The sequence below is a fragment of the Streptomonospora arabica genome (genome assembly GCF_039531585.1).
Classification (GTDB): Bacteria; Actinomycetota; Actinomycetes; order Streptosporangiales; family Streptosporangiaceae; genus Streptomonospora; species Streptomonospora halophila.
Map to the genome: position 1 here is coordinate 97933 of NZ_BAAAQI010000018.1, position 15336 is coordinate 113268.

2 protein-coding genes are annotated in these 15336 nt (G+C 71.8%); both read right to left on the reverse strand.

Annotated features, from left to right (window positions below; translation table 11 throughout):
• Positions 1–349: 349 nt before the first annotated feature.
• Positions 350–565, reverse strand: coding sequence for a hypothetical protein (locus tag ABD284_RS22025; protein WP_344146898.1), 216 nt, complete (start codon positions 563–565; stop codon positions 350–352).
• The coding region (locus tag ABD284_RS22030; protein ID WP_344146901.1) for an ADP-ribosyltransferase at positions 562–15336 on the reverse strand (14775 nt) is incomplete at its 5' end. The genes ABD284_RS22030 and ABD284_RS22025, both read right to left, overlap by 4 nt.

The following is a 15336-nucleotide window of genomic DNA, read 5'->3' on the forward strand; positions in this document are numbered from 1 at the left end:
GAGGGTGCGCCCGAGGAGTCCGCTGAGGGCGAAACGCCGGGCGTCGCGGCGGCCGGAGCGGTGGGCAGGACCAGGGCGAGGACGGCGGCGGCGCATGCGGCCCGCGCCGGCAGTCGGGGTCGGCCGTGCGCGGGCGCGGCACCGTGGGGCGACCCGGTACTCGCCCGCGCCGGCAGTCGGGGTCGGCCGTGCGCGGGCGCGGCACCGTGGGGCGACCCGGTACTCCTGCGAGTCATGGTCTCTTTCGCATCGGGGGTTGGGGCGGCGCGGCCGGGGCCGCGCCCGACGTGGTTGCCTGCCGGTGATAGGGGGTGCTTCAGGCGAGGCCAGGACGGCACCGCCGCCGGTGCTATCCGGATGTCTCGAAGTAGCGTACGTAGGCGTCGGACAGGCCCGCGCAGTAGTCGAATATCTGCTCGCCGGACCATCGGCGCTTGTCGCGCAGCCGCGCGATCGCGTTCGCCATCTGCTCGTCCTCGCTGGTCAAGGTTCCGTCGTCGTGCCATGTCACGATCGGCCGGATCTGCTTCGTACGGCGGTCCTGGGCGTAGAGCACGCGGGTCATCGGCTGTTCCCCGTCACAAGGTCGGCGGTCCCGGACGCGTGGCCGGCCAGCATGTCCAATCGCGCCATCATCTCGTCGAACCAGTCGCCGCGTCCCAGGTTGGTGAACTCGGAGCGCAGCGGGAGGAGCCGGGACCGCAGCCACCGCGCGTCGGCACGGGTCAGCGGGTTGTCGATCCACTCGTTCCGGTCGAAGTCGTAGTAGGGGCCCATGATCTCGGTGAAGGCCATGCCGTCCAGGTCGGTGGGGTCCTCGGGGGTGAACTCGTACTTGAACCAGGCCTTTCCGTGGTCGATGCCCGCGACGGTGCCGTCGCCCTGGTCGAGCCAGTTGCCGGGGTTGCGGTCGCCGTTGGCGATGAGCACGTCGAGCAGGCCGAGGATGTGTCCGGACCTGCTGTCGGTCAGCATCGGCCGAGGGCGGTCCAGGTAGGTGAAACCCGAGGTGCCGGGCAGGTAGTGCACGAGGATCTGGTACCGGCCGATCCGCAGGACACCGGGCACGTTGGCGCCGATCGCCCGGCCGACAAGCGAGGCCAGTTGTTCGGCGTCGGCGCGGTCGACCGCGAACGTGGCGTCCTCGGTGTCCTTGAAGACCGCGCTCACCCCGTTTTCGAACTGCAGGAGCTCGGTGCTTCCGTCGGAGCCGCCCTCGGTGAACCGATGGCTGTCCACGACGTCGGTCTGCGCGGCGGCGACGAGGTCCTCGACCCCGTCATAGGAGAGCTGCCACGCGCCCGACTCCTCCCCGCCCTCGTCCTGAGCCTGCGCGGGCGCCTCGGTCCCGTAGCGGGCGTGGGCCTCAGCCTCATGCTGTGCCGGAGCATCGGCCCGGTCCTGGGCGGGATGGCCGTATGCGCTGCCGGCGGCGGGCTCAGCCCCGGAGCCGGCCGGGTACTGGGAGTACTGGGCGGCGGTGGGGTACTGCGAGTACTGGACCTGGAAGTACGGCGTCTGCGCATCCTCGGGATCGGCGGTCTCGCCGTAGCCCTCATAGGTGTCGCCGCCGTCGTCGTACTGCAGCGACGGGTCGGCCTCGTGAGGGCGTGCGAGGAAGACCTGAGTCACCGCGTCCTCCGATGTGTGGTTGCCGAGGTCGTCGAGCCCGTAGCGGTAGGTGAGGTCGGCGATGATGTCGTCGATCGTGCGGGTGTGCTTCCGGTTCTTCTTGGGGTCGATCAGCCCGCTGAGGTCGAGCGTCTTCGGCGGGTTGCCGCCCCAGGGGTCGTTCGGGTCAGCGGGTTCGGGTGTTTTCGGCGACTGCAGGGGCGGCGTGTCGAAGAGGTCGTCGGCCGGGCCGACCTTCTGGGGGCGCTGCTGGTCGCCCTGGTTCCCGGCTGCCGTCGACCGCTGGTCGGGGCTTGCTGAGGCGTCGGAGCGTGCCGAACCGGACCGCCCGCGGTCCGCGGAGTCCTCGCCGCCGTCGCTTCGCCGGGGCGCGGGCGGCTCCGAAGAGACGCCCTGACCGGTCGCCGGTGCGGGCGCCGGTGCATCGTTGTCGTCCTGGTGGTCTCGGCTGCTGCTCCCACCGCCGTGGCCGTAGGAGTGCGGGTAGGAGGACGGATCATGGCGGTGCGTGCTCGGCTCCGGTGCCCTGTTGTAGCCGTGCCCGGTGTAGGAGTAGTCCTGCCCGACGTAGCGGCCGCCGTAGGGCCCGAATCCGTACGAGCCGCCCCCGCTCGGCGGCGGGTACTGGCTGTAGGGGTTTCCACCGGCGGCCCCGCCGTAGCCGCCGGACGGACCGCCGCCGGGACCACTGCCGGGGCCGCCGCCGGGATCGTCATCGGGACCGCCGTTGTCCGTGAAGCCGAGGTTGCCGCCGTCCCCCCGTTTGAGGGACTGCGCCACCCGGTAGCTGTCCCTGACTGCGTCGGCGATGTCCTCGGCGGTCGCCTGGAGCCCGTGGGGCGACTCTTCGGATTCGCCCTGCGCCCGCAGTTCCACCACCAGCCCGGGCGGATCGAGCATGGGGACTCCCTGGGAGTAGTTGTAGTCCATGCCCATCGTCGTCCGGATGGTCATCGCCTCGTACTGGCCCACGCGCCGCGTCGCATGGTCCGAGAACGCCCCGTCGAGGTAGTTTCTCAATGTCCACCCGCCCGAAAGGCGCGTCTCCAGCAGTGCCACGCCGGGCCTGGTATCGCGTCGCCTTCGGCTGCGGAAGTTCTCCGCGAACCGGGTGGACAGGTTGACCGATGACTGGTGGAGGTACTGCTGGACCTGCGGGCTCAGAGAGTCGCGGGCGTCCCACAGATCGACCCGCGAGTTGAGCGCGGCGAAGTGCTTGGCCATGCCGCTTCCGTCGTAGCGCTGTTCGGCAATGGCTGCGAACTGGGTGTAGGTGAGGGCGAGGAAACCTTCGAGTTCTTTGCGTTCGAATCTCGAGAATCCGTGGGTGTTGGCCGCCTCGCGGCTGATTCCCTGCGCTAGCCTCATTCCGTCCCGCAGTTGCGACCGCGCCGTGCTGTTGGCCCCGTCGGTGCGCATCGATTCGCCGACGTATCGCATGAACTGGGGCATGCCCGCCAGCGGGACCCCCGCCGAGTAGTGCGCGTACACCTGGTCCGCGTCGCCGTCGCCGTTCTTGCGTATCGGGAAGTCGCCCGCGACCGGATCGACGTAGAAACGGTCATCGGCGAAGATCTGCTCCAACCTGGCGCCGTCCCGCGCCGATGTCAGCCTGCTCACTGCGTCCTGGACCGCCCGGTGCACCTCCTCCGCCGAGGGCCGGCCGACATCTCCGTCCACCACCGCGAACGGTTTGCTGACGATTTCCAGGATCGGTCCTCGGTGGCCGAGGTCCAGCACGATCGAGAACTCCCGAGCTTCCACGACCTCGTCGAAGTCGTCAAAGCTGTACCCGCGCGGCAGCGGGAGGCCGATGCTGTGCAGTTCGCCCTCGAGCCCCAGCGCGCCTCCGCGCAACCCCGGCAGTTCGCCCGTCACGTATAGGTAGGCCACATGTACGGCAAGGGGGGTCGACTTCGGTATGGGGCGGCCGAGTTTCAGCCACTTCCGGTATGCCGCCTGGACCTCTTCGTCCGGGATCCCCTCGCGGCCGGAGAGAGACTTCAGTTCGGAACGCACGTCGGTCACCTGGATCGGGGTGAGTTCGGTCGGGCGCTCATCGCGCGCGGCAGTGGGGTTCACGCCCTCGGCACGCCTGCCGCCGGTCGGGGCCTGGTGGCTCGTGGCGTGCTGCTCCGGTGCGGTGACCTGGGTGACCCGGTGGTCGGCTTCCGTGCGAGCGGGGGTTTTCCCATCGTCGTCGCTGTCGCCGGTGTTCTCGCTGTCGCTTCGGGCGTCGGCGGGCGGTTGCCGCTGTGTTTCGGGTCGCGGGGTCGGTTCCGGTGACGAGACCGGGGTCGACTGCGGGGCGGGTGGGATGACGGGGGACTCGGTCGGCGGGTCGGCCTCGAAGCGGTCGGTGGTCTGCTCGCCGTCGGTCTCGGTGCCGCCGCCCGAATGGTCCTGCCGGGGGTTCAGCTCCGCGGCGAACACGGACGCGAGGTCCTGCGGTGACGGGCTGTCTCCGCCCCGCTCGTCGGCGGCGGCCTGCTCCTTCGCCTTGCTCTCCGGCACCAGGTCCTTCGGCGCGGGAACGTCCTCGCCGCCGGACTCGGAGTCGGGCTCGGACTCCGACTCGACGCGTCGCGGCCGTGCGGGTTCGGGACCGCGGGTGCTGCCGGGTGTCTCGGGTGCGGTCGTGCCGGTCTGCTGCGCCGGGGTGTCGGTGGTGGGCACGCGCGGTTGCCCGGGGCCGGGGGTGGCGCGCCGGGGCGGCGTCGCCGAGTAGAGGTCGTCCTCGGAGTCCGACTCGTAGCCCGGGTCCTCCTCCGCCTCCGGATGCGGGAACCGCCGGTCGCCGGGTGCACGGCCGGTCCCGGGTTCGGGAGCCCGACCGGTCCCTGCGCCGGTGCTCCGGCCGCGGCCGCCGGTGGAACCGGACTGCCGGGCCCGGCCGCTCTCCTCTCCGGTTCCGTGCGCGCGGACGGGCCCAGACTCCGTGCTGGGTCGACCCGACCCGGTCGCCGGGTCCGGAGTCCGGCGCCCGCCGCTTTCTGAGTCGGAATCGGAGTCGGCGGAGCTGTCACCGGACGAGCTGTCCTCGGCGCTCTCGGAGCCGGATTCGGACCCTTCGGAGCCGGAAGCGGAACTGGACTCGTCGGAGCTGCCACCCGACGAGCCGCCCTCGGCGCTCTCGGAGTCGGAGTCCTCGAACAGCGTCCTGCGGGCGTTGTTCAACTGCTCGATCCAGCTGCGCAGTCTGGTGTCGTACTCCCGCAGCTTCAGGGGCAGGTCGGCCTGCTTGTCGGCGTGGCCGACGCCCTCGGGGGCCGTTCCGCCGGCCACCGCGTTCGCGGCGTAGGTGAGGTCGTGCTGTGCTTTCAGCAGCGCGTCGTCGGCGCGGGCGAGGTCCTCCTGGCTCTCCGACAGCGACCGGCGCTGCGCGTCGAAGGCGTCGATCTTGGCCTGGTCGATGATGCCCAGCCGCAGCGCGTCCTGCTGCGGCACCCAGGCGGCCATCCGCACGTCGGTGCGGCCCCTGTACGTGCTGTCGCCCGACTGCGCGGCCACCGCCCACTGCGTGTTGAACTCGACCAGGTACAGCGGCCCCTGCCGCAGCCTGCTGCCGTGCGACGGGGCGCCGGGCGCGGTGGTGACCGACGACGGTCCGCCCTCGCCGGCGCCCTGGTTGTACTCCAGTGAGGTGTACTGGGTGCCGGTGTGCTCCGGGTGGAACGTGCCGCTGCTCGTGTCCCCGAAGGCGGGGCCTCCCGCGTTGGCGTGCGACGTGGTGTGTGCCGCGGTCTCGGTGGTCGCCTCCGTGTCGGTCAAGAACCCGTCCACGGTCCCGGTGGGGGCGACGTCCAGAATGTGGCCGCTGTCGAGGTCGGGTTCGGCCTTCAGCCCCCACGTGCTCTTGCCGAGGTCCAGCAGGTCCGTGCCGTCCGGGCTGTCGGCACCCAGGTACAGCCCGGTGAGCGCTTCGGGCCCGAGGTGCTGGTCGATGCCCTGGAAGCGCGAGGTCAGCTTCAGTTTGTCGGTGGTGAAGTCCCGGGCCGCCGACACCGCCTCCGCCGTGTAGTCCCCGTCCGCGTCGAAGTGGCGCGGTTCCGGCGTCCAGCCCAGTGAGTGGGCGAAGACCACGTGCGCGAGGTCGCGGATGTCCTTGCCGTCGTTCTCGATGGCCGTGGGCAGGATCAGCGCTCCCCGCCCCTCGGGCGGCACCGGGTGGTGGCCGTTCCAGCTCCGCAGCGCTTCGCGCGGGGAGTTCCCGTCCAGCGCCCCCACGTTCTCGGGCACGTTGCGAACGGGCTCCACGTCCGGCCCGGCCGTCTGGTCGCCGAACGCCAGGTAGGGGGCGGGGAACAGCTCCTGCACCGTCCCGCCGGGCGCCGTCACCCTTATCCCGTCGCGCCGCAGCCCGGCGGGGACCTGGAGGGTGTCGGTATGTGCGGCCTTGGTCTCGATGTGCAGGTCCAGGTGCAGGTCCGTCTCGCCGGTCAGCTTCGTGTAGGGCGCGGGCATCGCCAGGACGACCGTGTGGGTCTGCGACTCGGCGGTGTCGGAGGTGTGGCTGTGTCCGCTGGAGCCCGAGTGGGAGTGCGCAGGGGCGAGGGTCGTGGGCGTCACGCCCGCCGGCGCCTCACCGGCCGGTACGTCGTCCCCGCTGCGCGGCAGGGACGGCATGAAACCGAAGCCGCCGACCCCCGCGGTGTCCTGTCGCCCGCTGGAGGCGGAGGCCGACCGCGTGACGGACCAGGTGAACTTCTCGCGGAACTCCGCCTCGCCACCGGTGTACTCCGCCTGCGGCCTGTCCGACCATGTGCGGGAGATGTCGACCACGGCGTCGATGGCGGGAAGGTCGGCCACCAGCAGCGAGTGGTCGGCGCGGCGGATCTTCACCGGGACGGGGGCCGGGGCGGCGGCCCGCCGGCCGAGGTTGGACTGGAGCGCGTTGCGCAGGTCGTCGCGGCTGTTGGCCGTCAGTTCGAAGCCGTTGCCGCGCAGCCCGGCGGAGAGGGAGTCCAGTGCCGCCGTCGGGTCGGGTGCCCGGTAGGCGGTGCCCGAACCGTGGAAGCCGGGCCGGATCCGCACCGGCGGGTGCGGCTGCCGCTCCAGTTCCGACAGGCGCCGGGTCCGCCCGTCGGACACCACGTCCAGATCCGGCAGCAGCCCGCTGGCCATGGCGTCGCGACCGTGCATGAAGCCGGAGAGCAGGTTGCGCTTGTCGGCCTGCCAGCCGTGGTACAGGGGGGTGCGCGACTTCGTCGGGCCGATGCTCCAGTCCGGCCGGAACTCCACAGCCTGCTGGATCCGGCCGGAGCCGGCGAAGAGGTAGGAGTAGCCGGACTTGATCAGGTACGACCGCTTGACCGAGAACGAGCCGGCGGCTCCGGCGGTCCGCGACGACAAGGTCCAGGTGCGGTCGCCCGTGGCGCCGCTGAAGAAGGTCGGGTTGTAGGTCGAGTCCATCGGCGTGTTCGGCGACTCCGCCGGGGCGGTGGTGACCAGGGCCGGCAGCATCGACCCCCCGACTGAGAAGGTCCAGGTGCGGACGGTGCCGGTGTTCAGCCCGACCGGGGTCTCGCCTTCGATGATGACCGAGGCCTTGACCGGCTTGAAGGCCACCGAGTCGATGTGCGCGGACGTGTTCATCGCCACCCGCAGCGTGTTCGGCGACCAGAAGCCGCCGCTCATGTCCACGTCGGTCGTGACGCCGAAGAGGATGTTGGGTGCGAGGTTCTGCTTGGACAACGAGGCGGGGTAGAACAGTCGGCCGCCCTCGCTCGCGGAGCTGTGGTGGTCGATCTTGCGGCTGTAGCCCTCGTGGGTGCCGAAGAAGTGCCTGCCGGCGACGTCCCGGGAGAACAGGCGGCCGGCGGCGTCGATCAGGTGGATGTCGCGGGCGTTGTCGCCCGTGCCGAGCGTGTAGTCGAGTTCGACGTCCACCACGAAGGCCCCGGCGCGCCGGAGGCGTTCGTGCACGCTCGGCTGCCGGTCGCGCCGGCCGTCGCGGCCCACCGGTTGGCCGGTGGCCTGCGGCCGGTCGCGCTGCCCGCCGCGGCTGGGCAGTTCGATCGCGGGCGGCTGCCGGCGGCGCCCTCCGCCGGCCGCGGGCACTTCGCCCGCGGGCGGATCGATACGCCGCCTGCCACCGCGGCCGGTCCCCTGACCTTGCCCCCTCCGGCCGTCCCCCTCGGTCCGCGGAGCCCGGCCGGTGACGAGGCTGCGGGCCTCGTCCTGCCCGAGGTCATGGATGCGCCCGGTGCCGGTGCCGGCGGTGTCGTTCAGCGTGATCGCCGTGGGCAGGCGGGGCGTGGCCAGTTCGAACTGCGCGGGTACGAACTGGCGGAAGGGGGTTCCGCGCGATCCGACCGGGGCCGTGTCGCGGCTCTGGCCGATGTCGTCGTCCTCGTAGAAGTTCGCGCGGAAGATCGCGTCGGACTCCCACAGGTCCGATGCGCCGTCGAACATCAGCGTCGCGGTGTACGTCGCGTCGCCGCTCTGCCCCTGGGAACCGCCGATGGTCCGGCTCAACGAGGTTCTGATCTGCGGGAAGACGCCTCCGGGCGTCCGCGTGCCCCGCGCGTCGGGTTCGCCCGCGCGGACGTTGCCGAACATCCGGGCGCCCAGGCTCCAGTTCCACGACGAGCCCTTGCTCGTGTTGCTCTGCGAGCCGCCCGACACCTCCACCCCGGTGCTGCGCTCGGTGGTACCGGCGTGCTGCAGTGGCCCGAAGGTGGCGAACAGACGCACCGCGACCGTGGACGGGTGCTCGATCGCCGTGTCCCGCAGTACGACCGGCAGTCCGTAGTGCGGCAGGTCCACGTGCCCGCCCTTGAGCGTCGCGTCCGAGATCTCCTGAGCGACCTTGAGCGTGTTCTCCAGGGCGACGTCGAAGGAGCGCCGCAGCGGCGGCTTCTCCCGCGGCGAGAGTTCGCGGTAGCCCTTGTCCTGGTTGCCCGGCCGGGCGGCGAAGTCGCCGCGGCTCCTCGACAGGTCGGTGACCACCAGTCCGGGCCGGTGCCGGGAGATCTCGTTCAGCAGGTTCTGGGTGATCCAGTCGGTGACCGTCCGCCCCAGCATCTCCAGCTCTTCGGGGGTCGGGGCCGCGGTTCCCGCTGGCCGCGGGGTCGGCGTCGGGTGGAACACCTCGCCGCCGCTCCAGGCGAAGGAGACGGGCATGGTCCAGCTCAGGTTGGTCGGCTGGTCCAGCGCGAGGTTGGCGAACGGAGGGCGGCGGCCCGGCTCAACGGTGGTGGCGCGCCCGTCGCCGGGCCGTGTCCGCAGGCCCTGCTGGTCCGTCGAGGACTGCGCGATCAGCTTGGCGTCCTCGAAGGTGAGGAGTTCGACGGTGCTCCCGGTGAACAGGTGGTCGGCGCCGTCCTCGTAGAAGCGGAGGTGGAAGTTGCGCTCGACGTCGTAGGCGCCGCTGCCCGGTGCGCCCCAGAACATGGGGGTGACCGAGCCGGTGGTGGCCTTGCCGCCACCCGCGGTCCAGCTTCTGCCCCCGGTCACGTCGGCGTAGAGCGGCGCGATCCGGCCCGCGACGATGTCAGTGAGGCTGGGCGTGATGTCCAGCCCGGAGCCGACCGACACCTTGGCGGTCGAGGTCTGCGACTTCGTCGTGGCGGCGCTCTTGGCCGAACCGGTCATCGTGCTGATGTCGTTGAGCTTGGGGGGCGAGGGCAGGAGCCGGTAGCGCGTAGGGAAGGACCGGATCTCCACGGCCCGCGGCTTGCCCTTGGCGTCCTTGAACACCGGACGCAGCGCGTCATTGGTCATCGCGCTGAGGGTCTCCGGCAGGTTCTCCGGCGAGAACATCGTGCGGATGGTCTGCCGGTACTCCTCCCGCAGCCGGGTGAGCCGCTCGTCGAGCTTCGGCACGGACCGGGTGATGCGCCGCGGGTAGTCCTCGGCCATCAGCGTGTCGAAGACGAAGTCGGCGAGCCGCACCTTCGCGTCCTGGTCGCGCTCGCCCGGCTGCGGGACGCGGACGACCTCGCCAGCGTCGATCGGGTGGCTCTGCCCGATGCGGCGGGAGCCGGGACCGGGGAACCGGCCTCCGGTCCGGCCGCCGAACTGGTTGCGCATCAGCGGGTCGCGCAGGGTGATCTCCTGCGGGGCCTCGTGCTCGTTGCGGGCGATGCCGCCGGGCACACTGAGGTCCACGTGCAGCCTGCTGCGGTCGGTGATCGGGTCGGGAGCATCGTGGCCCGGCTGCCGGGGTGGGACCAGCTCGATGTCCATGTCCAGGTCGGCGCCGTAGACGTGCGGTTCGCCCTTGACCTCCACGATGGTGCTGGAACCGCTGGACGTGCTCGTGGAGTGCCCCGTCGAGCGGGCCCGGTAGGAGAACGTGGCGCGGAAGCTGCCGCGCCAGCCGAAGCTGCCCACTTCGGCGGGCGCGATGTAGAAGGGCGTGATCAGGATGCCTAGGGAGAAGCTCTTGTTACCGCCGTGGCTGCCGCCCGCGCCCCGGCTGACCGCCGCGCCCGCCGCAGAGGTGACCCGAGGGCGGGATGCGCGGTCGGCCCGCGGCGCGCGGGAGTCCGAGGACGCGGGGGGTGGCGCGGGATGGTTGCCGAGCCGGTAGGTGCCGCTGGGGTTGACGCGCACCTTGGCGCCCCAGGTGCCGCCCGGACCCTGCACCCGGGTGGAGAACCCGCCGGGCCGGAAGAACGGCCGCACGTCGTCCTGGGCCTGGCGGCGAACGGCGTCGCCGAACGCCCGGCGCATTCCGTGGTCGCCGATGTTGCCTTGCGCCAGCCGCTGGACCAGCTGCCGGTCCACATCGCCGGTCTCGATGAGGTTCGGGCGGAACATGTTCGAGGTCAGCAGGTAGCCGAGGTCCGCCTCGCGGACGGGCGTGTCCGGAGTGGGCGGGTCGGCGGGTGGTGCGGAGTGCGTGGAGGAGGTGTCGGAGGCGGGTAGCGGGACGTGGGCGGGGTCGGCGGGGGTTTCCGACTCCTCGCCGTCTGAAGTGTCGTCGGGGTCGGTCTGTTGGACGGCGGGTGGCTCGGTGCGTCCCGTGGGCAGGGTGGAGGGAGCCGAGCGCGTGGTGCGGTCCGACCTGTTGTCGCCGGTGTCCTGCCCGGCAGGCGGGGCGGAGTGCACCGAGGGGGCTCCGGAGGGGGGCAGCGGGACGTGGGCGGGGTCGGCGGCGGTGTCGCTGGAGGCTCCGGGAGCCGTAGCGGTGACGGCGGTGTCGGTCGGACGGCCTGCGGGACCGGGGTCGCCGGCCCGGCCGGCGGCGCCGGAGGTTTGGCCGCCCTGCCCCGACGATGCCGTCGAGACCGTGCCGGGCGGCGGTGCGAGGTCGGCGGGTGCGGTGTCGCGGTCCGGGACGCCGTCGGGCCGGGGGGTGTCGGCGGTGGCCTGCTGCTGGTCGACGGTGTCGGAATCCGGGCCGGGGGCCTCGTCGGGGTCGTCGTAGAGCGGGTCGTAGCCGCGCCGGACGGGCGGCTGGTATGCGGGGGTGTCGGTGGTGGCGATCTCGGCGAGCGGCGCCTGCGGGGGAAGGGCGGGCGGGACGGCAGGCAGCGTCTTGTCGACCGGCTCGTAGGGGGCGGACGTCAGCTCGGCGATCCGGTTGATGTCGGCGAGCAGGTTCGTCAGGGAGAAGTCCGGGCTGGACAGGAGTTCAGCGAGGGCCTCAGCGAAGGTGGGGGCCCCGTACGCCGGTCGGACGGCCGCGGGGTCCGGGTCCGGCGCGGAGTCCCGGGGGGCGCCGCCCTCCTTCTCAGCGGACGCGGGGGCGTCGTCGTAGAGGCCGCCGAAGTCGTCGATGGCGTCCTCCGGCCGGGCGAAAACCTCGGCCGGATCCGCTGCTCCGCGGCCGGAAGCGCCGGGTGTTGGCTGCACGCCCTGGTGGGGGGCGTTGTTGTGCGGTGAGTTGTCGGCCGTGGTGTGGTCATGGCCGGCGCCGTCGGGGCGCGAGACGCCGTTTGGCCGGGTGTTGCCGCCTCCGGCGGGAGAGTCGTCGTTGTCGGGGCGGCGGGAGGAATCCGACTGGTGCTCGCGGGCCGCCCCTGGGGAGTCGGCCGCGACCACCTCGGCGAAGAAGTGCCATCGGCGGCCGGAGAACACGGCTTCATGGATGCGGTAGGTGAGGCCGCGCGGAAGCAGGAGGCCGTCGGAGTTGGTCGGCGATGCGGTCGGGATCCACGCGGCCGGGGTTCCCTCCGGGACCCGAAGGTGGACGACTCCCAGCGAGGGGTCCCGGCTTTCGGGGCCGCTGAGCAGTCCCCATGTGTAGGTGTTGTTGCGGTAGTCGGAGCCGCCTTCCTGGGCTTCGCGCAGAGTCGCGGAGGGGGCGTGGGTGGTGACGACGATGTCTTCGGGGACCGGAGTGCGGTTCAGCTCCTGGTCGAGACCGGTGATGACGGCGCGGGTCTCGTCGGTCCAGGGACCGTTGTCCCGCAGGAGGATGTTGAAGCGCTGCGGGGAGAAGGCATAGGTGCGCAGCGGGCTGCGCGCCGGACCCGCGGGTGGGTGGGGGCCGGTGCTCCATACGGTGTTTCCGTAGTGCGATGCCTCGGCCGAATCCGTGAATGTGCGGGCGCCGTCGAAATGCCGCTGGTGTGCCTGCTCCATCCGGCGAGCGGCGCTTTCGAAGGGTCGGGGGCCGGAGTTCTGTCCGACGTGTCGCTGTGCGTCGCCGATATCGAGGTCGGCGAGTGCGTTCAGGGAAGCGAACGCGTCGCCGCTTTCCTCCGGGGTGGAGAGCAGGCCGAAACTCGCCGGTTCGCTGTTGAAGTCGGGGCGGGCGGTCTCGGTGTAGGCGGGCGGTGCTTCCGGGGGGATATCGGGGCCGCGGCCGGGGTAGGAGGGGGGATTTTGCTCCTGGCTTGGGTTGGGGGTGTGGTCGAGGTCGGTTTGGGTGAGGCCGGCTTCGTTGGCGTGGGCGGCGATGTAGGCGTCTTCGTCGTCGGGTCCGATGATGGCGCCGGTTTGGGTGATGGGGCCGATGATCTCGGGTTGGGCCGGGGGCTGGTCGGTGTGGGGTGGCTGTTGGCGGCCGGGGTAGGCGGGGAGGTTCTGTTCTTGGCTTGGGTTGGGGGTGTGGTCGAGGTCGGTTTGGGTGAGGCCGGCTTCGTTGGCGTGGGCGGCGATGTAGGCGTCTTCGTCGCCGGGTCCGATGATGGCGCCGGTTTGGGTGATGGGGCCGATGATCTCGGGTTCGGCCGGCGCCTGCTCGTGGCGGGGCGCCTCCTCGCGGCCGGGATAGGGGGGCGGGTCCTCGTCCGGGTGGGGGGTGGTAGAGGCACCGGCTTCCTCCTGCCGACGGTCCTCGACCCGGTTCTGGTCGGGGGTGTCGGCGTCGATCTGGGGAGGGGCGGTCTCCTGGCCGCGGTTGTCTCGGTGGCTTTCGCCGCGCATGGTGTCGCGTATGCGGCGGATGCGGTCGCGCCACTGCACGAAGACGGTCACGTCGGTGTCGGTGGAGGCGTCGTCGCCCGTTGGGGGGAAGAGGTCGTTGAGGGTGGGGCGGGTGTCGGTGAGGTCGGCGATGAACGCTTCGACCGTGCGGGGCCGGTCCTTGCTCGCCTTGGGGTCGATCAGATTGGTGAGGTCGGGAGTGGTCGGGGGGTTCCCGGCCCAGGGGTTGTCGGGATCGGGAGTCTGAGTGGGTCGGGGCGCGGTGGCGGGGGCGTCGTCGTAGAGGCCGCCGAACTCGTCGGTGATGTCGTCCGGTGCGGCGGTTTCCCGCTTGGGGGCGTCCGTCTCATGCACGGGGCCGTCGCTGTCGGCGCGGGTGCGGGGATTGCGGCCGGAGCCGGAACCGTCCTGCGGTGAGTCGCCCTGCACTTCCTGCGGTTGCGCGCTCGCCTCGGGGGATTCACCGTAGGTTCGGTAGTGCCCACCGCTGTAGTACCCGGGGCCCCGGTTGTCCTGGGGCGCGCTCTGACCTGTGCTGCCGGGCCCGAACCCGCCGGAATCCGCGCCGCCGTACTGCCCACTCGGGCGAGCGCCCTGGTCGCCCTGCCCGCCGTCGTAGCCTCCGCTTGCGACCGGCGTCTCGGCCGGAACCGGTGCCGCGGGCTGGTAGCCGTGGTGGGCGGTGTAGGAGGGGGAGGGGCGCCAGCCCGGCGGGGGCCGCCATCCCGTGGGCACGACCTCGGCCTCAACGAACCACAGGTCCTCCACCGGGCCGTCAGGGGTCCGCTGACCGGGCGCGGTGTAGGCGGAGTGGAACAAGAGCTCGCTTCCGCGGTGCAGCATGACCTCGCGCTCGGAGGGAGCATGCGACACCGGGGCGACATAGGCGGCCGTGTAGCCCAGCGGCACGCGCATCGTGAGGTATACGGGAGCCTCGAACGCCGCGCGGGACCCGAACGAGGTTGAGACGTAGCTCCCGATCGGAGCGACGGTGCCCACGAGGTTGTGGAGGGTGCTCGGGTCGGAGGTGTCGATGCCCAACGCCTCACGCATCGCGGCTCCGGCTCCGTGGTGCACGATGACCGGTGCAGGCACGAAGGCCCGGTCCAGACCGCCGTCCATGTTGGTGACCAGGGACAGGAACTCGTCGCGGTCGTAGGTCCCGACATCCCCGTGCACCAGGCCGTCGGTGACCATCGAGTAGGCGGCGCCGGTGAACTCGCTGATGGCGTGGGCCTGCTCCGAGGAAAGGTGCAGGGTGTAAGGGGTGCCTTCCTGCGGCGGGGCGCCGTCGGGGGTGACGGCCACGCCGAGGTAGTACCGAGCCCACTGGTCCGCCGCGCCGTCGTCCATGATGCGGGTCGCGTTCGCGGGGCCGCTGCCGGGGAGCTGATCCTGCGGGTGGGCCGCCCACGGTCGCCGCGGTGGCACGAAGTTTCGGATGTCCTCGTCGCCGCGCAGCACCTCACCGCGGTCGTCAGGGTCCTCCGACGAGGTCTCGCTGTCCGAATCGGAGTCGAACCCCATCGTGAAGACCGTGACCGGAGGCTGCTCGGTACCCGGGAAGCCGGGGAGAGCTGACGGATCGCTGTAGTCAGGCTTGGGATTGAGGACGCCGGAGAAATTCGGGGGCTTCGCCTGTTCGCCGGCGTCCACCTGGATGGGCGGTGGCTGGGCGGAGGGAGCCCGGTCGTCGGCGTCGTGATCGGAAGGCGGGCCGTCTGCGGAGGTCGTGTCGTCCTCCGGGACCGAGGGCTGCGGGAACGGGCGGTCGGTCGACTCGGTGGAGTGGGGCGTGTGGTGGGCGGTGCGGGTGGTTTCGCCGCCGCTGGTCTGGGGGTGTTGCGACCTGGAGGAGGTGGACGGCGCGCTGGTGTCGCCGGTGGTTCGGGTGGCCGTGCTCTGGGTGGGGGTGCCGGTGGCCGGTGGGTTGGCGGTGTCGGCGGTGCTGGCAGCGGGGGCGCTGCGGGTGTTGCCGGCGCCGGTGTTGGCGCCGGGGGTGGTGTTGCCGCTTCCGCTGTTGCCGGTGCCGCCGGCGGCGGTGGTGGCGGTTGGGCCTGTGCCGGTGGGGCCGGATGGGCTGGGGCCGGTGGCGGGGGGTGGTGGGGCGAAGGCGAGCGGTGGGGCGTCGGTGGTGGCCTGCGCGGACGTGTCGTCGGGTGTGCTGAGGGCGGTGTTGAAGTCGGTGGTGAGGTCGTCGTCGGTGGTCGGGTCGGTGGTGAAGACGTCGCGTGAGTTGGCGGCGGGTTGCGCGATGGGCCCGTCGGCGGTGATCTCGACGGCTGTGGGCGGAGGGGTGACGGTGTTGGCGGCGTGCTTTTCGCCGTAGTTGGTCGGGGGGTCGTTGTGCTGGTCGGTGTTGTTGTGCTGGTCGGTGTTGCG